The organism is Flavobacterium sp. MEB061 (assembly GCF_000834715.1).
GTDB classification, from domain to species: Bacteria; Bacteroidota; Bacteroidia; order Flavobacteriales; family Flavobacteriaceae; genus Flavobacterium; species Flavobacterium pectinovorum.
Genome location: NZ_JXQR01000016.1, coordinates 71925 through 98217, shown reverse-complemented (window position 1 = coordinate 98217; position 26293 = coordinate 71925). Strand labels below are relative to the sequence as shown.

18 protein-coding genes and 2 tRNA genes are annotated in these 26293 nt (G+C 32.5%); 8 read left to right on the top strand and 12 right to left on the bottom strand.

What is annotated here, in order from left to right:
• Positions 1-381: 381 nt before the first annotated feature.
• From RT99_RS10440 to RT99_RS10420, 5 genes are all read right to left on the bottom strand, one after another.
• Positions 382-1287, bottom strand: a complete 906-nt coding sequence (locus RT99_RS10440) for an N-acetylmuramoyl-L-alanine amidase (RefSeq protein WP_042564690.1) — start codon at positions 1285-1287, stop codon at positions 382-384.
• 35 nt (positions 1288-1322) lie between these two features.
• The gene (locus RT99_RS10435) at positions 1323-1865 is read right to left on the bottom strand and encodes a hypothetical protein (RefSeq protein WP_042564689.1); all 543 of its coding nucleotides are present in this window, start codon (positions 1863-1865) and stop codon (positions 1323-1325) included.
• Positions 1866-1904: 39 nt separating this feature from the next.
• Positions 1905-3218 (bottom strand): 30S ribosomal protein S12 methylthiotransferase RimO, encoded by a 1314-nt coding sequence (gene rimO, locus RT99_RS10430; protein ID WP_042564688.1) that lies wholly within the window; start codon positions 3216-3218, stop codon positions 1905-1907.
• A 184-nt stretch (positions 3219-3402) separates the two neighbouring features.
• Positions 3403-4905 carry an OmpP1/FadL family transporter gene (locus tag RT99_RS10425; RefSeq protein ID WP_042564687.1) on the bottom strand — a complete coding sequence of 501 codons (1503 nt, stop codon included), beginning with the start codon at positions 4903-4905 and terminating at the stop codon, positions 3403-3405.
• 44 nt (positions 4906-4949) lie between these two features.
• The gene (locus RT99_RS10420) at positions 4950-5966 is read right to left on the bottom strand and encodes a hypothetical protein (protein ID WP_042564686.1); all 1017 of its coding nucleotides are present in this window, start codon (positions 5964-5966) and stop codon (positions 4950-4952) included.
• A 101-nt stretch (positions 5967-6067) separates the two neighbouring features.
• Here RT99_RS10420 and proS point away from each other — a divergent pair, with 101 nt between their 5' ends.
• The 4 genes from proS (at position 6068) to rpsT (ending at position 8216) form a co-directional block, all read left to right on the top strand.
• Positions 6068-7546, top strand: a complete 1479-nt coding sequence (gene proS / locus RT99_RS10415) for a proline--tRNA ligase (protein WP_042564685.1) — start codon at positions 6068-6070, stop codon at positions 7544-7546.
• A 77-nt stretch (positions 7547-7623) separates the two neighbouring features.
• Positions 7624-7695: transfer RNA gene (locus RT99_RS10410), tRNA-Glu, on the top strand.
• Positions 7696-7737: 42 nt separating this feature from the next.
• Positions 7738-7809: transfer RNA gene (locus tag RT99_RS10405), tRNA-Glu, on the top strand.
• Positions 7810-7964: 155 nt separating this feature from the next.
• On the top strand, positions 7965-8216 hold the full coding sequence (gene rpsT / locus RT99_RS10400; RefSeq protein WP_041517133.1) for a 30S ribosomal protein S20: 252 nt from the start codon (positions 7965-7967) through the stop codon (positions 8214-8216).
• Between the two features lie 165 nt (positions 8217-8381).
• Here the strand turns inward: rpsT and RT99_RS10395 are convergent, their stop codons facing one another.
• Both RT99_RS10395 and RT99_RS10390 read right to left on the bottom strand, forming a co-directional pair.
• The gene (locus tag RT99_RS10395; RefSeq protein ID WP_042564684.1) at positions 8382-8792 is read right to left on the bottom strand and encodes a response regulator; all 411 of its coding nucleotides are present in this window, start codon (positions 8790-8792) and stop codon (positions 8382-8384) included.
• A 5-nt stretch (positions 8793-8797) separates the two neighbouring features.
• Entirely contained in the window at positions 8798-10510 is a 1713-nt protein-coding gene (locus RT99_RS10390; protein ID WP_042564683.1) for a PAS domain-containing protein, read from the bottom strand.
• 167 nt (positions 10511-10677) lie between these two features.
• On the opposite strand from RT99_RS10390, the gene typA reads away from it, so the two are divergent.
• Entirely contained in the window at positions 10678-12474 is a 1797-nt protein-coding gene (typA, locus tag RT99_RS10385) for a translational GTPase TypA (protein WP_042564682.1), read from the top strand.
• 90 nt (positions 12475-12564) lie between these two features.
• Here typA and RT99_RS10380 read toward each other — a convergent pair whose 3' ends face one another.
• The 3 genes from RT99_RS10380 to RT99_RS10370 are packed head-to-tail and all read right to left on the bottom strand — an operon-like array spanning position 12565 to position 16666.
• The gene (locus tag RT99_RS10380; protein WP_042564681.1) at positions 12565-14901 is read right to left on the bottom strand and encodes a T9SS type B sorting domain-containing protein; all 2337 of its coding nucleotides are present in this window, start codon (positions 14899-14901) and stop codon (positions 12565-12567) included.
• A 13-nt stretch (positions 14902-14914) separates the two neighbouring features.
• The gene (locus RT99_RS10375) at positions 14915-15751 is read right to left on the bottom strand and encodes an ABC transporter permease (RefSeq protein ID WP_042564680.1); all 837 of its coding nucleotides are present in this window, start codon (positions 15749-15751) and stop codon (positions 14915-14917) included.
• 3 nt (positions 15752-15754) lie between these two features.
• Positions 15755-16666 carry an ABC transporter ATP-binding protein gene (locus RT99_RS10370; protein ID WP_042564679.1) on the bottom strand — a complete coding sequence of 304 codons (912 nt, stop codon included), beginning with the start codon at positions 16664-16666 and terminating at the stop codon, positions 15755-15757.
• A gap of 107 nt (positions 16667-16773) precedes the next feature.
• Here RT99_RS10370 and RT99_RS10365 point away from each other — a divergent pair, with 107 nt between their 5' ends.
• Both RT99_RS10365 and RT99_RS10360 read left to right on the top strand, forming a co-directional pair.
• Entirely contained in the window at positions 16774-17826 is a 1053-nt protein-coding gene (locus tag RT99_RS10365) for a hypothetical protein (RefSeq protein ID WP_042564678.1), read from the top strand.
• 103 nt (positions 17827-17929) lie between these two features.
• Positions 17930-18790: a hypothetical protein gene (locus RT99_RS10360; RefSeq protein WP_042564677.1), complete on the top strand. Its 861-nt coding sequence runs from the start codon at positions 17930-17932 to the stop codon at positions 18788-18790.
• A 162-nt stretch (positions 18791-18952) separates the two neighbouring features.
• Here the strand turns inward: RT99_RS10360 and RT99_RS10355 are convergent, their stop codons facing one another.
• Positions 18953-22687 (bottom strand): metallophosphoesterase, encoded by a 3735-nt coding sequence (locus RT99_RS10355; RefSeq protein WP_042564676.1) that lies wholly within the window; start codon positions 22685-22687, stop codon positions 18953-18955.
• Positions 22688-22713: 26 nt separating this feature from the next.
• Between RT99_RS10355 and RT99_RS10350 the strand changes: the two genes are divergently transcribed.
• The gene (locus tag RT99_RS10350; RefSeq protein WP_042564675.1) at positions 22714-23898 is read left to right on the top strand and encodes a Pycsar system effector family protein; all 1185 of its coding nucleotides are present in this window, start codon (positions 22714-22716) and stop codon (positions 23896-23898) included.
• Between the two features lie 17 nt (positions 23899-23915).
• Here RT99_RS10350 and RT99_RS10345 read toward each other — a convergent pair whose 3' ends face one another.
• The gene (locus RT99_RS10345; protein WP_042564674.1) at positions 23916-26285 is read right to left on the bottom strand and encodes a GAF domain-containing protein; all 2370 of its coding nucleotides are present in this window, start codon (positions 26283-26285) and stop codon (positions 23916-23918) included.
• Positions 26286-26293 lie beyond the last annotated feature (8 nt).

Genomic DNA, 26293 nt, shown 5'->3' with positions numbered 1-26293 from the left:
TTTTTTTGGAGCTGTCGAAACATACTAATGTTTTGGCAGCTTTTTTATTTGTGCTTATTTTTTTACACAAATTAAAAGATTAAAAAGATGCTGTTTCTTTGTGTTGAATTTTTTGCCACAGATTAAAAGATTAAAAAGATTCTCTTATTTGTGTTGAGCTTTTTTTTTACCAAGACTCGAACGATAAAGAACTAGAGAAGCAATTTCCCTGTTTTTTTCTAATTTCTAATTAAACTAAGCGGATAATAAAAAATTAATCTGTGACAAAATTTCCGCATTTTAAATTCGTGAAAATTAGTGTAATTCGTGGCGAACTTCTGTAAACAAAAAAAGCGTTTCTAAATTTTAGAAACGCCTTTTGTATTTTATAATAATGATGTATTATTGAAGTTGCTTTTTATAAATCGAATAAATCGTATCAATCGTTTTTCGATCTAAAACAGATGTTGCATCCGTTTGAATATAATGTAATTTAAAAGCCTGAATTGCTGCAGTAAGATTCTTGGTATTGTAACCAATAATGCGTAAAGCAGGTTCAATTTTAAAATCAAAAGGAGCTTCTTCCAAAATTTCGTCTGGCCAGATTCCAAAACCTTTTTCTGCTAAGGTTTTCCATGGAAACAATGCACTCGGATCTTGTTTTCTTCCTGGAGCAATATCTGCATGACCTAAAATATTTTGAGTTGGAATATTATAGTCTTTTTTCAGTTTTGTCAAAAGCGCAACTAAACTGCTTATTTGTGCTTCGGTAAAAGGTTTAAAACCATTATTGTCAAGCTCAATACCAATAGAACTGGAGTTTAAATCTGTATTTTTCCCCCAGGTTGATGCGCCGGCATGCCATGCTCTTAAATAGTCATTTAGCATTTGCACTACTTTTCCATTTTCAGAAATAATATAATGTGCGCTAACTTGTGTTTTAGTTTTTGTAAAAGTGTTTATAGTTTGCTGTACAGAATCTTGAGCTGTGTGATGAATAATAATAAAACTTGGTTTTCTTAAATTAAAATTTACAGTACCAATCCATTCTGTGTTTATACCATTCAATAAAGCAGTTGATCCCGTTTTTGATAAGGTATCTTTTATAATACCTAATTGCTGCGCATAAGTAGTGTCAATAACTACAGGGCTAACAGCAGGTATTGGCTGAGCTTCTTTACTTGTAATTTGATTTTCTAAAGTTTTAAGCTGTTGGTCGTAGGCTTTTTCAGTAGTTTTATAAGGATTTGTAGAGCAAGAAGTAATAATAATTGCTAAAATCAGATAACAAAAATGTTTTTTTGCCATGGTTTTATTATTTTTTAAAGATATAGTTAAAACAATTATTCTTCTGTTTTTATTGCCTCGGTTTCTTTTTTATCGTCTTTGTTTTCTTTAGAATCTTTTTTCTTTTTAGATTTTGTTTTTTTGATCTCCTTAAAGTTCTCCATAAAATCGGTGTATTTTGGAATCTGGTCAGGATTTAAAAAAGCAGTTATTTTTTTAGTAGTGCTTTCTCTCAACGCTTTCATTTGCTCAATTTTTTCATCTTGGCTGCTGCTTTCGTTTTTCAAAAGAACCCCTTGTTCTTTCATGCTGTCTGTTAGAACATTGGTGATAGCAATAGCTTGCAATTCATCAAGGTTTACTTCGGGTTTCATTTGTTCTACGATCTTGGCTGCTGTTTCTTCAGCCGGAACTTCTTTTGGTTTGCTTGTGTTGCCTTGAGGACCTTGCATCATGCTTCTGTCCATGCCCATTCCGCCGCCTCTTCCGTAGCCATTGCTGCCATAACCATTGTTATACCCGTTTCCGTATTGAGCAGAAATAGTGTTGAAACATAATAAGGCAAAAACTAAAAGAAATAAAGATTGGATAGATTTCATAAATGTTTTTTCTAAAATTAGCAAATGAATACTGTAAATTTAAGCAGGTTCTCCGTATAAATCAAATTCTGTAGCTTCAATTATCCTTATATTAACAAATTCACCTGTTTTTACATAATGTTTTGATGCATCTATTAAAACTTCATTATCAACATCCGGGCTGTCAAACTCTGTTCTTCCAACAAAATGTGCGCCTTCTTTTCTGTCAATAATACATTTAAATACCTGTCCAACTTTTTCCTGATTCAAATCCCATGAAATTTGCGATTGCAATTCCATAATTTCATTAGCTCTGGCTTGTTTCACATCGGCAGGAACATCATCTTCAAGTAAATAGGCATGAGTGTTTTCTTCGTGAGAATAAGCGAAACATCCCATTCTGTCAAATTTCATTTCCTGAACAAAATCTTTCAAAATTTCAAAATCTTCCTGTGTTTCACCTGGGTAACCAACAATTAAAGTAGTTCTAATTGCCATTCCCGGAACTGCAGCACGGAAATCTTTCAATAATTGAGTTGTTTTTGCCTGAGTTGTACCACGACGCATTGATTTCAAAATAGAATCAGAAATATGCTGTAACGGAATATCAATATAGTTGCAAATTTTTGGTTCGCGTTTCATTAATTCCAAAACGTCCATCGGGAAACCGGTAGGGTAGGCGTAGTGCAAACGAATCCATTCTATACCTTCTACTTTTGCTAATTCTTCTAAAAGCTCAGCAAGATTTCTCTTTTTATAAATATCAAGACCATAATAAGTTAAGTCCTGCGCTATTAAAATTAATTCTTTAACGCCATTTTTAGCTAAGCCTTGAGCTTCTTTGACTAATTTTTCAATTGGTTGAGAAACGTGAGTACCTCTCATTAAAGGAATTGCACAAAAACTGCATGGTCTGTCACAGCCTTCGGCAATTTTCAAATAAGCGTAATTTTTAGGAGTTGTAGTTAAACGTTCTCCTAATAGTTCATGTTTATAGTCAGCTCCTAAGGCTTTCAATAGTTGAGGTAATTCTGTTGTACCAAAATATTGATCTACATTCGGAATTTCTTTTTCTAAATCGGGTCTGTAACGTTCAGATAAGCATCCGGTTACAAAAACTTTATCAACTAAACCTTTGTCTTTTTTATCAGCGTATTCCAAAATCATATTTACTGATTCAGCTTTTGCATTATCAATAAATCCACAAGTGTTAATTACAATGATATTTCCTTCTTCTGCAGCTGGTGCTTCGTGTTGTACTTCTTTTCCATTCGCACGAAGCTGTCCCATAAGCACTTCGCTATCATATACATTCTTCGAACACCCAAGAGTGATTACGTTAATTTTGTTCTTTTTTAAAGACTTGGTTCTCATACTTTTATAAATTGGAGTGCAAAATTACACTTTTTTATTCAAACACCACTTGTTTCGGTTTGTTTTACATGTTTTTTATGAAGCTAATCGTTTCATAATTGTGGTTCAATCTTTTTTCGTATTAAAAAAAAATCCGTCAGATAAAAAACCTGACGGAAATTTCCATTCATCTATTTATTTTTAATTACAATTCAAATAATAAAGTCAAAGAAACATTATTCAGTTTCGATGTAATATTGGCACCATCAGTAAATCCTGTGGCAAAAAATCCCTGATTTGTTTTTCTTTCAGCATAAGAATATGCTAAATCTAATTTTGTGCCTCCAAAACTATATCCTAAACCGCCAGAATAGCTGTTTAAATCTCCAATAGTAGTTCCGTTTTTATATGGGCTTTCTTCAAATCGATATCCGCCTCTTAAGCTTAATCTCTTTATTTTATATTCTGCACCAATTCTCAATTCGCCATTATTTGTCAATTGATTGCTTATGTCGTTATTTACGCCTCTAAAACCGGCATCATTTGTTGGTTTGAATTTTGTGTTTCCGTAATCTTTAATAGAATAATCAACACTAATTAATCCTGATTTTCCAAATACATACGCACCGCTAAAAGTGAATTTTCCCGGAGTTTGTAAGGTGTAAGATTCATAAACATTTACAACATTAGGATCTACATCTTCATAAAGTTCAGGTCCTCCGTTAGCTTGTCTTGTTGTGTGTAGGCTTTGGTAAGTTTCGTCATAAAGTTTATACCAGGTATTAGATTCGTAGGCTAAACCAAGTCTAAATGCTTCTGTAACTTTGGCAATAGCACCTAGTTGAAAAGAGAATCCGTTTCCGTAAGTATATAAGTTATTGTTGAATCTTAAATTAGATATAGTTGCAGTTGACTGTAACGGATTATTGTTATCTTCATAAAAGCTGCTTGATCTCGTATAATCTGTGATATGTACATTTAAGTTTGCCCCAAGAAAAATTCTGTCTTTATAAGAAGTTGCAATATTGAAACTTAATTTACTGTTATATCCTCTTGTATAAACTTCATTTTCGTGATAGTAATTACCGCCGGCAGGGACATTTGAAGTATATTGTGTATTGTTGTCATTGTTGGCTAAAGGGTTTATAACATATCCTTCATACCCAAAATGAGCTTGTTGCTCATCATAGAATTGATCTATATATGGAATGTTTCTAATGTCTCCCAAAGAAATTCCATTAGCGTAAGTTAAAAAATATTGATCAACAGAATTTGTTGGATTAGTTCCTGCTGAAAAAATATTGTTATTGAAGTTGTTAGTGTTTTCGTAAGAAGCCCCAATAGCAATTTTATTCCATCCGTTTTTTGGATTCCTGTCATGAAAAACAAATACACCTCCGGCCTGATTCAGGATAAAAGAATTATCCTTGTCGCTTGTTTGAGTTCCGAAGTAATTAGAATTATTTTTATTGTTCTGATTGCTGAAAGTTACCGCCATCTGATTATTTGAAAACACAGCAGATCCTGCAGGGTTTACGGAAAGAGAAGATAAATCTCCGCCAACAGCTCCAAAGGCTCCGCTCATGGCTCTAAATCTGGCAGTTCCGGTCAAATTGTCCTGAGCATAGCGTACGGCATCTGAAACTTCTTGAGAATGTGAGACGCTAAAAGTTAGTCCTGATAGAATTAGGAATAATATTTTTTTCATTTGATTAGGTGTTAAATGATTTAAAGATTGAAACAGTAGAGGAATTATCTTCTTCCTCCGCCGCCACCGCCGTAAGATCTTCCACCGCCGCCACCGCCGCCTGATGATCTCATGCTTCCGCCGCCGCCACTGTTGTAAGAACGTGAAGAACTGTTGCTTGGTGTTGAATAACTTCTTGATGAGTTATTGCTGCTGTTGTTATAGCTTCTGCTAGTTGAGTTGCCTGATCCTCTGTTTGAGTAATCGTAACTACTATTTCTGGAAGAGTTGTTTCTGTTTGTAAAAGTAGGGCTTGTCGTTCTGCTATTTACAGAAGAACCTCTTCTGTAATCAGAATAGCTGCTTTGTCTGTTTGTGTTATAACTATTTCTGTTAGTAGTATAGCTTCTGTTTGAATAGCCTCTATTGGAATAACTTCTGTCTGTGTAGTTTCTGTTAGAATATCCTCTTGAAGTGTAATTTCTGTTATAAGCATAATTTCTTCCTCCATAGTAAGCAGCAGATCCTCTTCTTCCATAATTATAGGCGTAGTTGTTATAACGGTATCCGTAACCACCTCCCCAGTATCCAGGGTATCCCCATCCAGGTCCCCAATATCCAGGATAACCCCAGGCATATCCAGGGTATCCCCAGTAGCCACCACCATAACCCCATCCATAATAAGGGTATCCTAATCCAAAGCCAAAACCTATTGACCAGGTTGGATCAGAATAATAGTTAACTGCAACTTCAGTATTACCGCTTCCCCATGCAGGATATGCATTCGTAGTTACAGCAGTTTGTGTGCTGTCATTTTCGGCATAATTGCCATAAGAATCTACATCAGTAAAAATTTCGGTCGGCTGATCGTCGTCTTGTAATGATTTAAAGTATTCTTTATATTGATTGTTGGTACCTGTGGTATTTGTTTGAGCATACGTTCTTGATGAACCACCATATACTCCGTCATTGTCATTATATGAAGTATTTTGGTAAGAACCACACGATGCTGCTAGAAAACTCAATAATCCAATTAAATAGAAATGAGCTGAGTTTTGGCGAAGAGAAATAGAAGTTTTCATATCTGTGGTGTTTTTTATTGTTGCACATTACAAAAATAGTTAGTTTTGTCAAACTATTTAGTTAAAATTATTAAAACAAAATTTGTGCCAAACTATTCAATATGAGTAAGAACCTCACTACAAGATCAGAAGATTATTCGAAATGGTATAACGAACTGGTTGTAAAAGCAGATTTAGCCGAAAATTCAGGCGTTAGAGGATGTATGGTTATTAAACCATACGGATATGCGATTTGGGAAAAAATGCAGGCTGAGCTGGACAGGATGTTTAAAGAAACAGGACATCAAAACGCGTACTTCCCTTTATTTGTGCCTAAAAGCATGTTTGAGGCTGAAGAAAAAAATGCAGAGGGATTTGCAAAAGAATGCGCCATTGTAACACATTATAGATTAAAAAATGATCCGGACAAACCCGGAAAATTAATGGTTGATCCAAATGCAAAGCTGGAGGAAGAACTTATTGTTCGTCCAACAAGTGAGGCAATTATTTGGTCTACTTATAAAGGATGGGTTCAATCCTACAGAGATTTACCTTTATTGATTAATCAATGGGCAAATGTAGTGCGTTGGGAAATGCGTACACGTTTGTTTTTAAGAACGGCTGAATTTTTATGGCAGGAAGGACATACAGCGCATGCCACAAAAGCAGAAGCAGTAGAAGAATCTGAAAAAATGATGAACGTTTATGCTGATTTTGCAGAGAATTTCATGGCGATTCCGGTTGTAAAAGGTATTAAAACCGAAACAGAACGTTTTGCAGGTGCTGATGAAACCTATTGTATTGAAGCATTAATGCAGGATGGAAAAGCATTACAAGCAGGAACCTCTCACTTTTTAGGTCAAAACTTCGCAAAAGCATTTGATGTAAAGTTTGCTAATGCAGAAGGAAAACAAGAACATGTGTGGGGAACTTCCTGGGGAGTTTCTACCCGATTAATGGGAGCGTTGGTTATGACGCATTCTGATGATCAGGGATTAGTGTTGCCTCCAAATTTGGCACCTATACAAGTTGTTATTGTGCCAATCTATAAAACAGATGAACAATTAGCAGAAATTACGGCTGCGGTTAATGATTTGACTGCTAAGTTGAAAAAGTTAAAGATTTCAGTTAAATATGATGACAGAACAACTCAAAAACCAGGATTTAAGTTTGCTGAATGGGAATTAAAAGGAGTTCCCGTTAGAATTGCCGTTGGTCCAAAAGATTTAGAAAACGGAACTTTTGAAGTTGCGAGACGTGATACATTGACAAAAGAAGTGGTTCCTGCAGAAGGAATCGTTACTTATATAAATGACCTTTTAGAGCAGATTCAAACAGATCTGTTTAATAAAGCATTAGACTATCGTAATACACATATTACAGAAGTGAATAGTTTTGAGGAGTTTAAAGAGATTTTAGATGGAAAAGGTGGTTTTGTATCGGCTCATTGGGATGGTACGGCAGCTACTGAAGAAAAAATAAAAGACCTGACAAAAGCAACGATTCGTTGTATACCTTTGGATAGTATTGAGGAGGTCGGAACCTGTGTGTTTACTGGTAATCCTTCTACAAGAAGAGTGCTGTTTGCTAAGGCATATTAAAAATTTTTAATTTTTTTTGCATCAGGTATTGTACATCTTAAAAATAGTTGTATTTTTGCATCCGCATTAGAGAAGCAGGCCCGTTCGTCTATCGGTTAGGACGCATGGTTTTCATCCATGTAAGAGCGGTTCGATTCCGCTACGGGCTACAAAATACCTCTATTTAAATATAGAAAAACTTAGAAGGATATGGTCTGTTCGTCTAGGGGTTAGGACTCCAGGCTTTCGTCCTGGTAACAGGGGTTCGATTCCCTTACAGACTACTAAAATTAGTTGTGAATAAGTTTTGTAAAATAAAAATTGGTGTCTCGGTTTTTGTTTTATTAGTTAAAACCAAAGTGATTGTTTTGCAATTGTGGGAGGTTTTTCTTTTTTAACTAGTATCTATAATAATTATTACATCTAAAATTAAAACAAAATGGCAAATCATAAGTCAGCATTAAAAAGAATCAGAAGTAACGAAAAAAGAAGAGTTCTTAACAGATATCAACATAAAACTACTCGTAATGCTATTAAAGCATTAAGATTAGCTACTGATAAATCTGATGCTGCTTCAAAATTATCAACTGTAATCTCTATGATTGATAAATTAGCTAAAAAGAACATCATTCATGATAATAAAGCTTCTAACTTGAAGTCTAAATTAACTAAACATGTTGCTAAATTGTAATTAATTGCAATTTCCTAAAAATATAAAAAATCCTCTTTTAGAGGATTTTTTTTTGTTTGAATAAAATTGAATTTTTATAAATTTTCAATAAAAAAATTCAAGTTCCAATATTTCTGTAGAAGTATTTGAATTTTTTTTGATTTTTTGATTTTTGATTATACGTTTTTAAAGCTCCATTTTCTTTTTTAAATATTCTAACATCGGCTTTGTAATTGGTTTTGAAAGAAAATCTATTATTATAGGGTATTTTTTGGCTTTGGCAAGATCGTGAGGATCAATTGTAGAAGACAAGACAATAACTTTTGCAGTATTAAATTCAGAATAAGCCTTAGAGGTAAAGTGGTCTAAAAATTCCCAGCCACCCATCACCGGCATATTTAAGTCTAAAAAAATTAATTCCGGTTTTTTGCTTACCTTATTTTTGTTATTGTATTTTAATGTGTTGAAATGATGTAATGCTTCTTCGCCATTTGGAGCAGTAATGATTTCTTTAGAAAAAGAAGATTTCGCAATCACTTTTTTGCATAGCATTAGTGTGATAGGGTCGTCATCAATACATAAAATTTGCTCAAGCATAATAATTAATTTTTAAATGTTATTGTAAAAGTGGTTCCTATGTTAACTTCACTTTCTATACTAATAGTGCCTCCCATTGTTTCTACTTGCGATTTTACAAGATATAATCCCAGTCCCTTACTGTCGGGATAGTTGTGAAATCTTTGGTATAATCCAAAAACTTTATCACGATTTCTTTCAAGATCAATACCAATTCCATTATCCTTAAAGGTTAGAATGACTTGATGATCTATTTGTTCTGCAGTTATAGATATTTTTAGTTTCCTGTTTTCTGATTTGTATTTTATAGAATTGGTGAGTAAATTAAGTAAAATACTTTCAATATAAGCTTTGTTTGTGTTTAATAATGGTACCCTGTCAAACTTAAGTTTGATTATTGGCTTATGTAATTCGATTTGAAATGATAGTTGGCTAAATACGTTTTCGAATACTTCTTTTAAAGATACTTCTTCTTTTTGCATTGAAGGATTGTCTTTAATGATAATAACCTTTACTAAATCATTAATAGTCTCATTTAATAAGTGAGTTGATTTGCTAAATCCGGTCAAAATTTCTTTTAATTCAGGGTTTTCTATCGGAATATCTTCGGTAAGATTTAAAAGCCCAATTAAATTTGACAAAGGCGCACGCAGATTGTGTGATGTGATGTACGAAAATTGTTTTAAATCTTTATTGTTTTGTGTTAATTCGCGAATAAGATGCTCTTTTTCTGTTTCTAGTTTTTTCTCATCTGTAATATTTCGTTGAATAGAAATCCAATGTGAAATAACACCTTCATTATTAAAAATTGGAATCATGGAAAAACGCACCCAATATTCTTCTTTATGTTTTGTATAGCTTATGGTTTCTATTAAGCATTCTTCTTCATTTTTAATTGCCCGCAAAAGTTTTTTTAATTCATCTGAATCTGAATTTGGGCCTTTGTTGAAAATATTAGTTGATTTTCCAATTATTTCATTTGAATGATAGCCTGACATTTGCAGGAATGCAGGATTTACGTAAACAATTTTAGGTATTTTTCCGTTTATAGAGTTTGCTTCTGTAATTAAAATTGAATCTTTAGATTGTGTAATTACAGTTTCGAGAAGCTTCAATCGTTGTTCTTCTTCTTTTTGTTTGGTAATATCCTGGATTGCTCCAATCATTCTAATGGCTCTTCCGTTTTCATCTTTCAGTAAAAAGCCCCGGTCTAAAACGTATTTATAGGTTCCGTCTGCACATCTAAAGCGATATTGATCCTGCCATTTTTCGGTTTTTTGCTCTATAAATGAATATAGTTTTATAGACATTCTGATGCTGTCTTCGGGATGAATTTTGTCAAACCACCATTTTGAAGTTTTTCCAACCTCTTCTTGCTTGTACCCAAAAACGCTTTCAATTCCTTTATTCCAGTTAATGCTGTCTTCCTGTATTTTCCAATCCCAAATGGTATCGCTTGTGGCTTTTGCTACAATATCATATTTTTCATTAGATTCTTTGATTTCTTCGTTTGTCTGCTTTAGTTTTTCGAAAATTGAGACATTTTTGCTTTCGTTTTTAGAGAGTATGTATTTGAAAAAGAGACCGGTAATTAAGATGAAAATGATGTCTTTTATAATAAAAAAATAAAAGTTTTCTTTGGAGGAGATAAAACTAGCGAGTAATTTATGACAGATTATAGTCACAAATAACGAAATCATAATATAGATTAGAGTAATTTGGATAGTTTTACTTTTCATTACTCAAATATAATTAAATTAACCATAATTAAGCAAAAATTAGATTTCATTTTGACCTTAAAATTAACATTGAGAGTTGAACTAATTACTTGGATATACGCAAACTATCAAAGAAACGTTTTTTATATCAAAATAAAGTGTACCTTTGCACCCATTAAAAATCACAGATGGAATCTATTAGAAACATTGCAATTATTGCCCACGTCGATCACGGTAAAACCACTTTGGTTGATAAAATTATGTATCACTGTCAATTATTTCGTGACAACGAAAATACAGGTGATTTAATTCTTGATAATAACGATTTAGAGCGTGAGAGAGGTATTACTATTACTTCTAAAAACGTATCAGTTCAATATAAAGGAACAAAAATCAATATTATTGACACTCCAGGCCACGCGGATTTTGGAGGTGAAGTAGAACGTGTATTGAACATGGCCGATGGTGTATGTTTGCTAGTGGATGCTTTTGAGGGTCCAATGCCACAAACTCGTTTTGTACTACAAAAAGCGATTGACTTAGGTCTTAAGCCATGCGTAGTTATCAACAAAGTTGATAAAGAAAACTGTACTCCTGAAGAAGTTCATGAAAAAGTTTTTGACTTAATGTTTGAATTAGGTGCTTCTGAAGAACAATTAGATTTCCCAACTGTTTACGGCTCTGCTAAAAACAACTGGATGTCTGATGATTTCAGAAACCAAACTGATAATATTGAGCCTTTATTAGACATGGTTATCAAAAATGTACCAGCTCCTAAAGTATCTGAAGGAACTCCTCAAATGTTGATTACATCTTTAGATTTCTCTGCATTTACAGGTCGTATCGCTATTGGTCGTCTTGAAAGAGGTATTTTGAATGAAGGTATGCCAATTTCTTTGGTAAAAAGAGATGGAAAAGTTATAAAATCACGTATTAAAGAATTACATACTTTTGAAGGTTTAGGTCGTAAAAAAGTACAACAAGTAATTGCTGGAGATATCTGTGCTATTATTGGAGTTGAAGGTTTTGAAATTGGAGATACTATCGCTGATGCTGAAAATCCTGAAGCTTTACAAACTATCGCAATTGATGAGCCAACAATGAGTATGTTGTTTACAATTAACGATTCACCTTTCTTTGGTAAAGAAGGTAAATTTGTAACTTCTCGTCATATTAGAGAAAGATTAACAAAAGAATTAGAGAAAAACTTAGCTATGAAGTTAGGCGAAACTGATTCTGCTGATAAATTCATGGTTTTTGGTCGTGGAGTACTTCACTTATCTGTTCTTATTGAAACAATGAGAAGAGAAGGGTATGAGTTGCAAATTGGTCAGCCACAGGTTATCATCAAAGAAATTGATGGTAAAAAATGTGAGCCAATTGAAGAATTGACAATCGATTTACCAGAAAACCTTTCAGGTAGAGCAGTTGAATTCGTTACAATGCGTAAAGGAGAAATGCTTTCTATGGAAACTAAAGGGGAGCGTATGATTGTGAAATTTAATATTCCATCACGTGGAATTATTGGATTGCGTAATCAATTACTTACTGCAACAGCTGGTGAGGCTATTATGGCACACCGTTTTATTGGATATGAGCCTTACAAAGGAGAAATTGCAGGACGTAACAAAGGTTCGTTGATTTCTATGGAAAAAGGAAAAGCTATTCCTTATTCTATCGATAAATTGCAAGATCGTGGTAAGTTTTTTGTTGAACCAAATGCTGAAATTTACGAAGGTCAGGTAATTGGAGAAAACTCTCGTGCTGATGATATGTGTGTAAACGTAACTAAAGAGAAAAAACAATCTAACGTTCGTTCATCTGGAAATGATGAAAAAGCAAGAATCATTCCACCAATTATTTTCTCTCTTGAAGAAGCTTTAGAGTACATTCAAAAAGATGAATATGTAGAGGTAACTCCAAAATCTATTCGTTTGAGAAAAATCTATTTGACAGAAACTGATAGAAAAAGATTTAAAATCTAAGGTTTTAAATTTCAATATAAAAATCCCAAATTCCATAAGGAGTTTGGGATTTTTTATTTTTAAGATATTGGAATTTGGAATTTTGTACTGTTATCTTTTTAAACTAAAATGACCTTTAACTATTTTACCATCTACAAAAGTTAGATTAAACCAATAGTCATCTGAAGGTAATAGCTGTCCGTTAAAAATTCCATTCCAGCCACTACTATTACGGTTCATTTGTTTTAGTAATTTACCATAACGATCGAAAATAAAAAGCGTGTAATTAGGGAGTTCATCTAAGTTCTTAATGAACCACAAATCATTATATCCATCTTCGTTTGGAGTAAAAAATCTAGGGTAGTCCAAAACATATATAAGATAAGAGTTTGATAAACCACAACCATTTATATCTCTGGCAATAGCATTATAAATTCCCGGAGCAACATTACTAAATAACGGATCTTTTTGAAAAACAATTCCGTCTAATGAAAACTCATAATTTCCAACTCCTGTATATTCAAGTAAAACTGAATTTTCATTGGCAGAAAAATCTTTTATCGCTGCTCCTGTTATAGTTGCAGGTTCTGATAGAATTACTTTGAATTTTTTAGTCTTCTCACAACCATTTTCGTCTTTTACAGTAACTGAATAATCTCCAGCTGCATTTACAGTTATTGTATTTGTTGTACTTCCTGTATTCCACAAATAATTTGAGAAGCCTGTAGCAACTGTCAGATCGATTTCATCCCCTTTACATAGGTATTTAGATTCATCTTCAAAATTTGGCGGATCAAAAGTATTTACAACAAGTGTAATCGGAGTTATATCATAGCAATTTGGTCCGTTAATAATTCTCGCATAGATTATTTGTGTTAAAGCAATTGTGTTTTTAAAGATATTGGGTAAAGCATTTGTTTCTGTTACTGCAGCATTTGTGTCTAAATAATATTGAACAGTTAATCCAGCTGGTAACCCTGAAACGATTTGAGGAGTAACTTCTGTACTTAGGTCAAATTGATAAAAACCGTCTTGTATTTCATCTCCATCACATGTAGCTACCGGGTTTTGACTTGCAATAGCTGTATTTGAAATTTGTAATGTTATTTCGGCTATTTTATAACAGCCGTACTTGTTTTCAAGTCTTGCAAAAATAATTTGAGAGGCTGATTTATTGGTATAGTTTTCAGGCGTTAGAATTGGATTTGTTTTGGCTTCAGCATTAGTCAATGATTCATAATATCCACTGTTTAAAATTTCAGAATCATTATTTTTTATGATATTATCTACTTTCGTTAAATTGAAAATTGAAATTCCATCTGTATTATCATCACATTGTATTAAAGTCGTATTTGCCGAAAGGATTTCAGGTGCATAATCAATTTTTATTTCTCCTGATAGTACACATGTTGTTCCTATTACGGTAGCTTCAACCTTGTAGGTCCCGGCTTCTGCAACTTCAAAAGTTGAATTTGTGCCTAAAATTGTAGCAGGATTATCTTTTTTATACCATTTAAATGTATGATCAGTAGCAGAAAGTTTGCTGTCTAAAAGAATTTTTTCTCCAAAACAAGCAGGATTGTTTGTTGCAATTGTGCGATCTTCTCCAAAATCAATTTTTGAAATAAAACTTCCTGCTTCTAAGAATACAGCCGAATCATAATATTGGTTTTTATCATCTGCAATAACAAGTTTTATGTGATATTTTCTTCCTGCAATTACATTAGTCTGCGCATTCATGACAACAGTTTGTCCGGCATAATTTACAGGACTCGAACCATTATTTAATCCATTAAAATAAATTTCATTTTTAGCCGCGCAACCATCATATTTATCCCCGTTAATGGCGACGCTAGGTTCAATTTTTGGATGAACATTTGTTGATGAAACCGGTGTATTTGTATTAGGAAGTACAGCCAGATTTTTATAAGGATCGTTTGTTCCGACTTCTTTAATTAAAAATGCAAAACCATCAGAATAGACACATGGATAAAAAGATTGATATTCATTTGATGCAAAAATATAATTGAAACTTAAAAAGTTTGTTAACGGTACAAAATCAAATTCTAATGACGTAGCATTTATAGAACTAATTCCTAAAGTTTGGTCTAAGTCTGAATCACCTAGCCATTTTGTACTTCCCTCACCTAAATCACTTTTATAAGGGCCAATTGCGTTTGTACTTTTAGAAGTTGCTAAAACTATACCTTCAGGAAAAGGAAAACGGGTTGAACCGGCATTAAAATAAGCAAAACTTTTTTGACCCGGACTAAAATCATCTCCTTTTCCTGATGAATTTGTAATAGAAACACAAGAACTGTTTACTAAAATATTTTCAATAAGCTGCTGGGGTGTTTTTTGATCATCAATACTTATAAATTGTGCATTTACCTTTACAGATAGACAACTTAGAAATAAAAAGAACAAAACAATTTTAAAATAATTCATAGTAGCAAATATACTATAAATCTCTATTTTTTAGTATTCTGTAAGAAAAATAAACAAACAAATATGTCCAGATCATAACGATCAGAATTGAAAGATAATGGACGTCATAATCCTTAGTATTTTCAACACCAATTTGGTTTCCAATTGTTTTTATTACTGATAATCTTGTAAATGGTTCAATAATTAAATTAGACATTGCTTCTAAAGGTAAAAATTGCATGATATAGTCACCGGTATTACTATTTGGAAAAACCTGAAAAACTAAAAGTCCTTTTATGATTGATTCTACAAAAAGCCATACTAAAAGAAAACCTAATGCAAACGCAGATCGTTTTACGAAGATTCCTAAAAATAAACAAAAAGAAAAGAATCCGGTAAGTTTAACAAAAAAGGCTAAAAGGTAATCCAAATCCATAAAAATAACATCAAATTCTGTGTAAGACGAAAAGCTAAATCCTAAAATTAAACTCATTACAAAAACAAAAATTGTAGAGCATAATGCAAAAAGTACAACTGTCAGGAATTTAGACAAAATGAACTCTTTTTTGCTTAAACCATCAATTAGATTTTGTTTTAAAGTACCGTAACTATACTCATTAGCCATCATTGAGACGATTACGATCGCCAGAAAAAGTTTCAGCCATGCGGCAATATAGGTATTAAAATGCCAGATGAAGGGGAAGTTGAAAATTCCCATTTCGGCTACATGAATTTTAACAACTCCAAAATCGAATTTTATGGAAGCAATTAAAGCAATAAAAGAAAGTAAAATAAAATACGTTAAAGTAAGTACACGACTGGCTTTGTTTTTCCAGATTTTTTGTAATTCTATAGATATAAGTCGGTTCATGGTTTAGTTGTTTTTGATGGTGGCATTTTTGGTTAATTCTAAAAATTGTGCTTCTAAACTATTTTTTCGTTTTACCAAATGGCTTAAAGTAAGGTTTTTTGAAAACAAAAACTGATTCAGTTCTGATGCTGATAAATCTGATTTTAAGTAAACCAATAATTTCCCATCTTCTTCAGTAATTCTGTCTATTGCCGTATGTTCCTGCAAAACAGTTCTTAAAAGCACATTGTCATCTGCCATAACTTCGAAAAAGCCTTCATTTGCAGACATTCCATCTACTGAACCGGAATATAAAATTTCGCCTTTTCTTAAAACAATAACATGAGAACATACTTTTTCGACTTCATCCAACAAATGCGAAGCCAGTAAAATTGTCGTTCCCTGCGATGCAATTTTTTTTATAATATCTCTAATCTGGTGAATTCCCTGGGGATCTAATCCGTTTGTTGGTTCATCTAAAATTAAAATTTCAGGATCATTTAAAAGTGCTGAGGCAATGGCCAAACGCTGTTTCATTCCTAAAGAAAACGTACTGAATTTGCTATTTTTTCTTTCTGACAAACCTACTAAATCCAGTTTTTCGATTATTTTAGAATAGTCAATACTTTTTATTTTACAGACTAATTTCAGGTTTTCTTCGGCCGTCATGTAAGGATAAAAGTTAGGTCTTTCTATAATTGCTCCAACTTTTTTTAGCGCTTCATGCGTTTGAATGTTCCCGTTGAACCAGCGATAATCACCAGAGGTTTTGTTTACAACATTCAGCACAATTCCCAATGTAGTTGATTTTCCACTTCCGTTGGGTCCTAAAATGCCATATACACGGCCTTTTTGTATTTCAAAAGATACATTTTTTAAGGCTTGAATGCGCCCGTATCGTTTGTGAAGATTTTCAATAGTAAGTATGGTTTCCAAATTTATTTCGGTTTTAGTTTTTAGTATGACGATTCAACTTGTATATTGTTACGCTAAATTTATTTATATCATGCTATTGATGTAAATTTGTATTAAAGATATTCAAAATGAGCGAACCTTTAATGGTTTTAAAAAAACCATCTTATCCTTTAACACAATCTCTTTTAAGTTATTTAGAACGATACGAACGAATTTCAAAAGTATCAGTATTCTATGATGATTTATTGCGCTTTGCCGGTTCTGTAAATGTTTATGATAAGAATGAAACCGATACGCTCTGGATTCGTGTTTATTATAGTGAATTTGAAAGAAATGAAATCGACCTCAATCTAAAAAAAGTATATTCGCTCTTGCATTCTGATGGAAATAGCGAGATTATCCAGTTTCTAAATATTGATGCGATTGATTATTGTACTTTCGGAAATTCGAAACCTTTTCGAATAAAAGTTAGAAACATTCTCAATGATAATTACGTTCATTTTTATATCAAAAAAGCAGATGCTTCAAGAATTTACGGTTTAGAATTGGAAGATATTCTTTCGCCCGATAAAATAAATTTTTTAGTTTTTAAAGACACTTTAATCGAAGAGCATATTATCGGAATTCCCGGAGATGTTTTCATGGATACTTTACTGGATAATTGTACTGAAATGGAAAAATCTCAAATTGCAAAAGAGTTTGTGAAATTCAACGAACGTTGTATGATTCGGCTTTTAGGCGATATGCGAGCGTATAATTATGTAATTGTGCCAATTCACGATTTTGATCAGGTGGTTTATAAAATTCGCCCAATTGACTTTGATCAGCAATGTTATGAGGGAAATTTTAAAGTTTATCGCCCACAATTTTTTAAGGAAAATTATCCGATGATAAAACTCATCAAAGATAAATTAGAAGAACGTTCTATTATTCAGTATAAAGATGAAGAAAGAGCAATTTTGGCAAAACGTATTCATTCTGCCGAAAACAGAATCAAAAAATTATTGAATATAATGTGTCATGATACCATTTCGACAGAAGAACATCTCAATCAACTAAAAATGGAATTGTACCGTTATACAAATGATATGAAATTCAAAAATGCAAAATCAATGGGACATATTATGTTTGCAGCTTTTGAGTTTATTACACGCAATTTTAAAAATACTAACTTAATTTGAGTCTTTTTTTGCCACAGATTTCATAGAGTAAAATGGTTTTAGAAACAAATCAAAAAAAACTTTTACTCTATGAAATCTGTGGCTAATAATTAAAATAAATACTATGAAAAAGTTTTTTTTACTTGGAATTTCCGTTGCTTTATTGGCTTGTCAGCAACAATCAAATAATGATTTAAAGGAACTTTATTCACTTCCAAAAAAGTTGAAAGAAGTTTCGGGAATTACTTATTTTCCTAAGAACAATTTGCTTTATACATTGGAAGACAGTGGGAATAAAAATGCCATTTATGCTTTAAATTCAGACGGAAAATTAGCCAAAACAATAACAATAACAAATGCTACAAATGTAGATTGGGAAGATATTAGCAAAGATAAAAACGATAATATTTATATTGGTGATTTTGGAAATAACGACAATGAACGTAAAGATTTGTGTATTTACAAAGTTGCTAAAAATGAACTGGATAAAGATATGGCTGTAGCCGAATATAAAGTTTCATTTTCGTATCCGGAACAAACAGAATTTCCGCCAAAGAAAAAAGAACTGTTTTATGATGTTGAAGGTTTTTTTGAACACGAAAACTATTTTTATCTTTTCACAAAAAACCGAAGTAAAAATTTTGACGGAACAGTTTTTATTTACAAAATCTTAAACGCACCCGGAACTCAAAAAGCAACAAGAATTGGAGAATTTAAAACCTGTGATAACTATAATCATTGTGTTTTAACAAGTGCAACGATCAGTCCTGATGGGAAAAAAGTTGTGGTATTAAGTCATGACAAAATAGTTTTGTTTAAAGATTTTAAAGGAGATTTATTCCACAAAGGAACCCAGACAGAAATCAAACTAAATCACTTTTCTCAAAAAGAAGCCATAGTTTTTAAAGACAACAGCACACTGCTTATCGCCGATGAAAAAACAAACAAAGTAGGAGGAAACGTCTACGAGTTTAAACTTAAATAAGGTTCTGAGATGCTAAGATGCTAAGGTTCTAAGTTGCTAAGGTACTAAGATACTAAGAGAAAAAATAAGCCACGAATTCACGAATTTTTTATTACAATAATTCGTGAATTCGTGGCTAAAAAAATCTTAGAATCTTAGTACCTCAGAACCTTAGAACCTTTCCTAGAAACTATATGCCGCTCCAAAAATAACTCTTCCTACTTCATCAGGAGATTTAAAGTAAGAGATTCGTGCTGTTAAAACATTAATAGCATTTACCCAAAGTCCGCCACCGTAATCCTGGTGCCATTTTTTAGAATCTTCGCCGTCAAGCCAAACTCTTCCGTAATCAAAACCACCCAAAATTCCGTATGTTAACGGAGCAATTGTTTTTTGAATCTTACCAAGACTCAATCGTAAATCACTACTTTGAGAAAAATAAGAACTTCCTAAAAATCGTTCATTTCTATAACCTCTTAAGTCAGTATCTCCACCTAAAGTTGCGCCGTGATAGAAATCATAATTATTATTTAGAACAGCTTTTCCTTTTAGATAAGTAGCCAGAACTAATTTTCCGTTATGATCAATTTTATGTGTAAATCCTAAAAGGCTTTCAATAGTTGGGAAATTTTGTTTGCTTTCATCTAAATTAGTTAGCCAGGTTGCAGAAACCATAAAAGCCACGCCTAAAGTAGGTTTAGCAGCAAAATCAGAATTTTTAAAAAGATATTTAACTTTTAAACCGCCATAATTCTGATTATTAAAAACATTGGGATTTATGATATTTGGCGTGTCGATAAATCTGTTTTCGGTTTCCTCAACTGTTAGTCTTTGAAAAACAGGCTGTACACTAAATTCACTTCCATAACGTCCGACGTGTCTGATAGCACCTGAAACATTAAATTTTCTGATGCGAACACGGTTGTAATCCATGTCCACTTGCTGATTATCATATTTGGTTTCGTTTCCATAGCCAAAATAGTTCATGGCAAAATTTGGAGTCGTATAAAGTGATTCAACATCAATAACCCATTTGCCTAATAATCCGGGAAAATGTGCTACATAATTAAATTCTAAACCACCCGTAGCAAAATAGTAAAATGCATTTATAACGTGTCTTTGCGTATACGGATTTTGTTTGAAATTGTTTACGGTATAATTTAAATTCACACCAACTTTTACGCCATCATCAGGATTAAATCCAATATTTGGAAGCCCTGAAATAACATTATATTTTGGTTTTTCGTAATTGTATAAGTTTACATCATAATCATCTGTAAGCTCCGTTTTTGTTTTAGAATCAAGATTATAAGTATTGTTTTTTGATTTGAAATCGTAAACAATAACTTTTTTTCCGTTTTCGATATTATAAGTGTCATTATTTTGTCCGCCAATTAAACGAATTTTGATTTTTGATTTCTGATCTCCAACAACCTGAAAAACATCAGAATCGTCTAAACCATAAACCCAAAGATTTTTGGTTTTAGCATCCGTTACCGTTTTGGTATAAACAAGTTCATCACCGTCTTTTTTAATTCGGTATACCTGAATTTCAATGCTTTTTCTGGCATTATGGTTTATAACGAATTTATCTTTTTTATCCGTCCCGGCAATCATTACTGTTTTAGACAGCACATCCGAATATTCCGAAGCATATTTTTGCAGGTCTTTTTTTCTGTTCTTCAGCTTGCGTTTAATATCTTCTATAGTTTCATCCTGAACCTCTTTCGGCATATTTTTAAAAGCATTGTCAATATCAGCATCCGATAAGTTTTCCTGAATAAATTTTGCCTGTTCAATCCAGTCTTTTTCTTCAGAAGTTTTTAAGAAAGCCAAATCCATAGGATAAGGTTCTCTGGCAAGCCATTTTACATTATCAATTTTGTTTTTGAAAGTACGCATATGACGAAGCGCAGGAATATTCATTAAAAGAGAAAGTAAAGTTCCGTCGTATTTGGCAAAAGCCTGATCACGATCGCGGGGAATTGGTTTATAAATAACTTTGTCACCTTTTTTATATTCTCCCCAACGCCATTGATCGCTGTGTCTGTCCCAGTCGCCAATTAGCATATCAAACAAACGCGCTTTCATATATTCTTTTTCATCAACCGAATATTTTTCGTCTTTATGAAGGTTAGCCATCATATCTTCGGTACTGATAATATTGGTTGGATTTCCAAAATTTTTGCCATCCAGATGATTATCTGCGGGTCTTTCTTCGACCATATACAATTCATCGCCAAAATTTGAATTGAATTCTTTCAATCCATTTTGTTTTGGAATATAATATAAAACAGGATTGGTGTGCGAAATCCCTAAATGATCTGCCATACTGCCAATTGCAAAAGGAGCATAAGGATGAGAAGTTGTATAAAAATCTAACAGAAAATTTTCAGTATATGTTTCTTCAAAATCATTTACAACGTATTGATCTTTAAATGCAACCGACTGTAAAAATACGGTTGCACTTTTTTTCATGGCGCGCATTACATATTCTCTTCCTTTTGGATCAGACATTCTTAAAGATACAGATTGATGTCCGCCGCCTTCGCGAATAGGTTTTAAACCACCCATTAAAGTGTCTACGGTAGCAATTCGGGCTTCGATAGGCATACTGTAATATTTCCTGTAATGTTGCCCAAATAAAAATTTATGAAACAAACTTTTATCGGTCATTTCAGCAGAATAAATTGAAGTATTAATTGTAGCAGGAAATTTATTTGATTCACCTGCCTCCCAGTTAATTTCTTTGGCTTTTATAATCTCTCGTTCAAAAAGTAATTTTTCTTTTTGATTTTCATTTCCAAAATAGGTGACTTTTGCATCTCCGCTTTTAAATAAAGTTAGTGTTGCATAACCATTTCCGCCGTACGAAAAATCATTTTCATTGATGGCTCTCGCAGCTTCAGATTTAGATCCTGCACCACTAATAATTTGCCTGATATTTTCTTTGCTAATGTATTGAAGGTTATGATCGTGTCCCGAAACTACAATTACATTTTTCTGCCCTTGTAAAAGTGTTTTAATTCTCTTGGCATAAATAGTATATTGTTTATTTTGAATATCCTGCGGACTCACGCCAGATGTTTTTCGAAGTAAATTAATAAACGAACCAATTATAGGAAGCGGAATTTTTTTCTCTAAGGGAAATAATTGTTTTTCTAACGAAAATTGACCTCCATGTGTTCCGTTGCTTAATAAAGGATGGTGTATTGCCAGGACAACTGTTTTTTCCTGATTTTTATTTAGAATATTTTCCAGTTCATCAAAAAAGTCTTCTCTGGTTTTGATGTCACAATTATCATTAATTGTTGGATGATTGTTCCAATCTTCCAGAAACCATTCACTGTCAATAGCAACCAATGTAGCTGTACTATCAATTTTTATATCTTCTATCGGGCAGCTTTTTCTTGGCAGGAATGCTTTTTTATCGTTTAAATATTTCGTTACAAAATCTGCCTGGAGTTCCAAACCTTTAATACCGCTGTACCAATCGTGGTTTCCGGGAATAAAAACGGTTTTACCTTTAAATCCTTCTGTTAATTTTAATTGATTGGTTAGTTTTGTTTCTGCCAAAGTTTTATCCGAAGCATTGTTGTCGCTAGGAAAACCTTTTGGATATATATTATCTCCTAAAAATACTAAAGTAGATTTTTTATTCGCCTTCTTTAATTTTTGATGCAATAATTCAAGTGTTTGCTGCGATTGTTCTTCATCTGCATTTCCTGCATCTCCCACCAAAAATAAAGTATGTGCAATTTTTATAGTATCAGTTGCGTTGTCAGTTTCGTTAGCGCTTACATTTTTTCCGTATTGCGCCTTATGTGTTGCGCAGGAATAGAGTAAGAATAATAGGGTAATTACTAAAGAATAACTTTTAATCTTAGTAATAAAATGATTATCCAAAAACAATTTCATAATTTAGTGGTATAAAAATATTCTTTATGAATCTAATAGAACAGTCCGAAGATTTCGTCAGTAATTTACTCAAAGATAAACTTTCTAATTTATATTCTTACCATAATTTTAACCATACTTTAACTGTAGTAAATGCGGTAAAAGAGCTGTGCAAAAAAGAAGATGTAGATGGAAATGAAAAAGAAATGCTTTTGGTCGCAGCTTGGTTTCACGATACAGGTTATACCGTTGGATATGAAAACCATGAAGAAGAAAGTGTTAAAATTCTAACTAAATTCCTGAAAGAAAAAGGACAATCTGATGAATTTATTGCAAAAGTTTCTTCCTTAATTTTAGCTACTATAAAAGAATATGTTCCAAAAACGCATTTGGAAAAAATCATAAAAGATGCAGATTACGCACATCTGATGGGATCCCAATATGAAACAACCTGCGAATTATTACGTCTTGAATTAAAAAACGCCTACAATGTTTCGTTTTCTAATACCGAATGGGCAAAAGAAAACCTAAACTTTTTATTAAATAAACATCGCTTTTATACAGATTATGCCTTGAAAAAATGGCAGCCTTTAAAAGAGAAAAACTTAATTCTTGTTCAGAAAAAAATTGATAAACAAGAAAAGAAAGCAGCCGACAAAGTGGAAGAAGAAAATAAAAAGAAAGATAAAATTGAAAAACCCGATCGTGGCGTTGATACCTTATTTCGCGTTACGCTGGGAAATCATACACGCTTAAGCGGAATTGCAGATAGTAAAGCCAATATTTTATTATCGGTAAATGCAATTATTATTTCTATTGCACTTTCATCTATTATTCCAAAATTAGACAGTCCAAAAAATGCACATTTAGTGATTCCAACATTTATTATGCTAATGTCCAGTGTTACTACAATTATTTTTGCGATTCTTTCAACACGTCCAAAAGTAACGACGGGAGTTTTTACAAGAGAAGATATAGAAGCCAAAAAGATCAATTTATTGTTTTTTGGGAATTTCTACAAAATGCCTTTAGAAGAATACGATTGGGCAATGAATGAAATGATGAAAGATCGTGATTATCTGTATTCGACTATGATTAAAGATTTGTACTATCTGGGATTGGTTTTACAGCGTAAGTATAATTTACTCCGAATTGCCTATAATCTTTTTATGGCGGGAATAATTATAACGGTAATTGCTTTTGTAATAGCATTTAAAGGAGTAGGAGCATAAGAGAAAAGCTCAACTAATTAGTTGAGCTCATCCAATAAATCCTGATAGGTTATTTTTTTTGTTGCCGGATTATTTACGTTGTTAATTACTTTTACACGAATAGCGCGTAAACCAGAAACTCCCTGAAGATCTTCTACTTCGAATTGTTCGATAGAAGGTTCCAGGATTTTTTTATGCTGTAAATATTTAATGTATTTCAAATATTCGGTTTCCTCATTATTTTGAGAATACACAATCGTAATTTTTTCTTTTTCAGTAATTCTGTCAGTTGTGCCTTTGATGTTTGCTTTGTCAATACGTTTTTTAACAACTTCATATCTTGCATTGTACGTTCCATCGACATCAAAACGTTTTTCATCCATTCTAAAACGGATAGAAAGCGCCTGACTAAAAACCAAAATCAACGAAGTTACATCCAACTCATAAGGTAAAGATTCTTTAAGCTGATGATGTTCTAATTCCATTTCGCATAAAGTCTGTAATTGCCACAAACGTAAATTGTGCAAATACATAATATCAAAAGGTTTTGTTGGCGAAATTGAAGCACCAATATATAAATTGTGTTCAACACCATCCGTTTTAAAACGCTCGTAATAATGCGGATAAATTTGTTGCGCCTCAAGCTGTTTTTTGTCCAGAACCGATGCTAATCTCTTATTTATAATAGACATTGCATTGTCAAATTTCTTTCTTTCCTGATAAAACATTCCTGTTTTTTCGTCCAGACTTTCAAAATACAATTCTTCCAGTTTTTGGTTTTTTGCCGTGTCTTTCGTATTCTTTAAAATAGGATGAATTTCTTCTTCTATATAACGTTGAATGTGTTGCTCAGTATCTGCTTTTAAAGGATTCTCCAGCTCAGCGCGCATAGACTCCAATTCAAATTTTCGTTGTTCAAGAAGTACTAAATTGCTGTTGGGTTTTTGATTTTCGAAAATATCCAAAAGTGTTGTCAGCTGATTTTTTAAATCTCTTTTAACCGTTTCATTTCTGTGCTCAGACGAACCTTTAATATCGATTTGTCCGTATAATGGAAACACATTTTTAAAAACAATTTCCTTAAAAATATAATCTTTTGTATGATTGATATTTTGAAAATAATTTTGAGATTCTTTTTTAAATTTCCAATAAACACTTGGGTGAATCGTAGTATATTCACGCTGAATAATCGCTTCAACCTGATGTTGCATATCAGTATTGTATCGATCGATAGTGTCTGTTAAATAAGGTAAAACCAACTCTAGTTTAGTTGCATTTACACTATTTAAGTCTCTCGGATTTTCAGAAACCAATTCTACAACCCCCAGTAAATGTCCGTCTTTTACAACAGGCGCAAACACGGCACTTTGAATACCTAGTTTTAATAAATGTTCGCCAAGTCTGTTATTTGGAGATTCTTCAATGAATTTTTTTACATTCGAAATCACAAAAGGCTCTTTATTATCTAACAAATTTTCAAACGAACATCCAAAAAAAGCATTCTTGCAATCTACTTCCTGTTCTTTAGAAAGTAAAAAACTCTGCAGCTGATTATCATATTTTACCGGTCTGATGAATTTTTCTTCTTCCGGATTATAAATAATAAAACCAACTTTAAGATGTGAAACCTTAAAAATCGATTTAAAAATATTCTCTATAATATCGTTAGAAGCAACCGTTTTTGTATCTGGTTTAAGTAAATTACTTTTTAAGTTCGAAATAGCACTTTCAGTCGTTGCATCAAATAAAGAAACAATTCCAAAACCTTTTAAAGTCCAGCTTCCCGGAGGAAATTTAGATTTCCATAAATCAATATCATTATAATTATCAATTAATAAATCGATATCATCTTGTGTCAAATGCACTGAATTTTCTGTTGGAATAATTTCCATGAAATCGGCATTGTACAAAATTCGATAATGTTTTTCGACACCTTCTTCATCCGGAATATCGTAAAAGAAAGGTTTATTGAAGTCTATATTTTGTTTGTAATAACTACTCAAAATAAGGCAGCAATTGTTGATATAAAACTGATGACTATCAAAATCACGAATTTCCATGTAAAATTCGTCTCCTGCATTACGCAATATTTTCTTGAAACGTTCGGTGTAATTAAAAGATATGTTTTGAAAAGGAATCGTAATCGCTTTTATTTCATTGTAAGTTAATGCGGTAGGAAATAAATCGGCTGTAATATTTTTGATTAAAGCTTCATGTGTTTTAATAATACTGTAATCGTGAATTCCTGATCTGAATTCCGGGATAGCTTCAACTTCTTTTAAAATTGCTTTGGCATAATTTGATCGATAATCAACATTTGATAAAGCAATTTCTTCAAAAGATTCAATTAGCTTATGAAAAGATATTATTGTTTGGAAAGGACTTTCGCTGTGTAGAAGATTATCCATTGGTATTT

Excerpts from the sequence above, each read along its gene's own strand:
- RT99_RS10395 (WP_042564684.1), bottom strand. The coding sequence starts at position 8,792 with ATGCTTGAGCAAATTTTATGTATTGATGACGACCCTATCACACTAATG.
- RT99_RS10390 (WP_042564683.1), bottom strand. The coding sequence starts at position 10,510 with ATGAAAAGTAAAACTATCCAAATTACTCTAATCTATATTATGATTTCG.
- RT99_RS10425 (WP_042564687.1), bottom strand. The coding sequence starts at position 4,905 with ATGAAAAAAATATTATTCCTAATTCTATCAGGACTAACTTTTAGCGTC.
- typA (WP_042564682.1), top strand. The coding sequence starts at position 10,678 with ATGGAATCTATTAGAAACATTGCAATTATTGCCCACGTCGATCACGGT.
- proS (WP_042564685.1), top strand. The coding sequence starts at position 6,068 with ATGAGTAAGAACCTCACTACAAGATCAGAAGATTATTCGAAATGGTAT.
- RT99_RS10375 (WP_042564680.1), bottom strand. The coding sequence starts at position 15,751 with ATGAACCGACTTATATCTATAGAATTACAAAAAATCTGGAAAAACAAA.
- RT99_RS10350 (WP_042564675.1), top strand. The coding sequence starts at position 22,714 with ATGAATCTAATAGAACAGTCCGAAGATTTCGTCAGTAATTTACTCAAA.
- RT99_RS10380 (WP_042564681.1), bottom strand. The coding sequence starts at position 14,901 with ATGAATTATTTTAAAATTGTTTTGTTCTTTTTATTTCTAAGTTGTCTA.
- rimO (WP_042564688.1), bottom strand. The coding sequence starts at position 3,218 with ATGAGAACCAAGTCTTTAAAAAAGAACAAAATTAACGTAATCACTCTT.
- RT99_RS10355 (WP_042564676.1), bottom strand. The coding sequence starts at position 22,687 with ATGAAATTGTTTTTGGATAATCATTTTATTACTAAGATTAAAAGTTAT.
- RT99_RS10345 (WP_042564674.1), bottom strand. The coding sequence starts at position 26,285 with ATGGATAATCTTCTACACAGCGAAAGTCCTTTCCAAACAATAATATCT.
- RT99_RS10420 (WP_042564686.1), bottom strand. The coding sequence starts at position 5,966 with ATGAAAACTTCTATTTCTCTTCGCCAAAACTCAGCTCATTTCTATTTA.
- RT99_RS10360 (WP_042564677.1), top strand. The coding sequence starts at position 17,930 with ATGAAAAAGTTTTTTTTACTTGGAATTTCCGTTGCTTTATTGGCTTGT.
- RT99_RS10435 (WP_042564689.1), bottom strand. The coding sequence starts at position 1,865 with ATGAAATCTATCCAATCTTTATTTCTTTTAGTTTTTGCCTTATTATGT.
- rpsT (WP_041517133.1), top strand. The coding sequence starts at position 7,965 with ATGGCAAATCATAAGTCAGCATTAAAAAGAATCAGAAGTAACGAAAAA.
- RT99_RS10365 (WP_042564678.1), top strand. The coding sequence starts at position 16,774 with ATGAGCGAACCTTTAATGGTTTTAAAAAAACCATCTTATCCTTTAACA.
- RT99_RS10440 (WP_042564690.1), bottom strand. The coding sequence starts at position 1,287 with ATGGCAAAAAAACATTTTTGTTATCTGATTTTAGCAATTATTATTACT.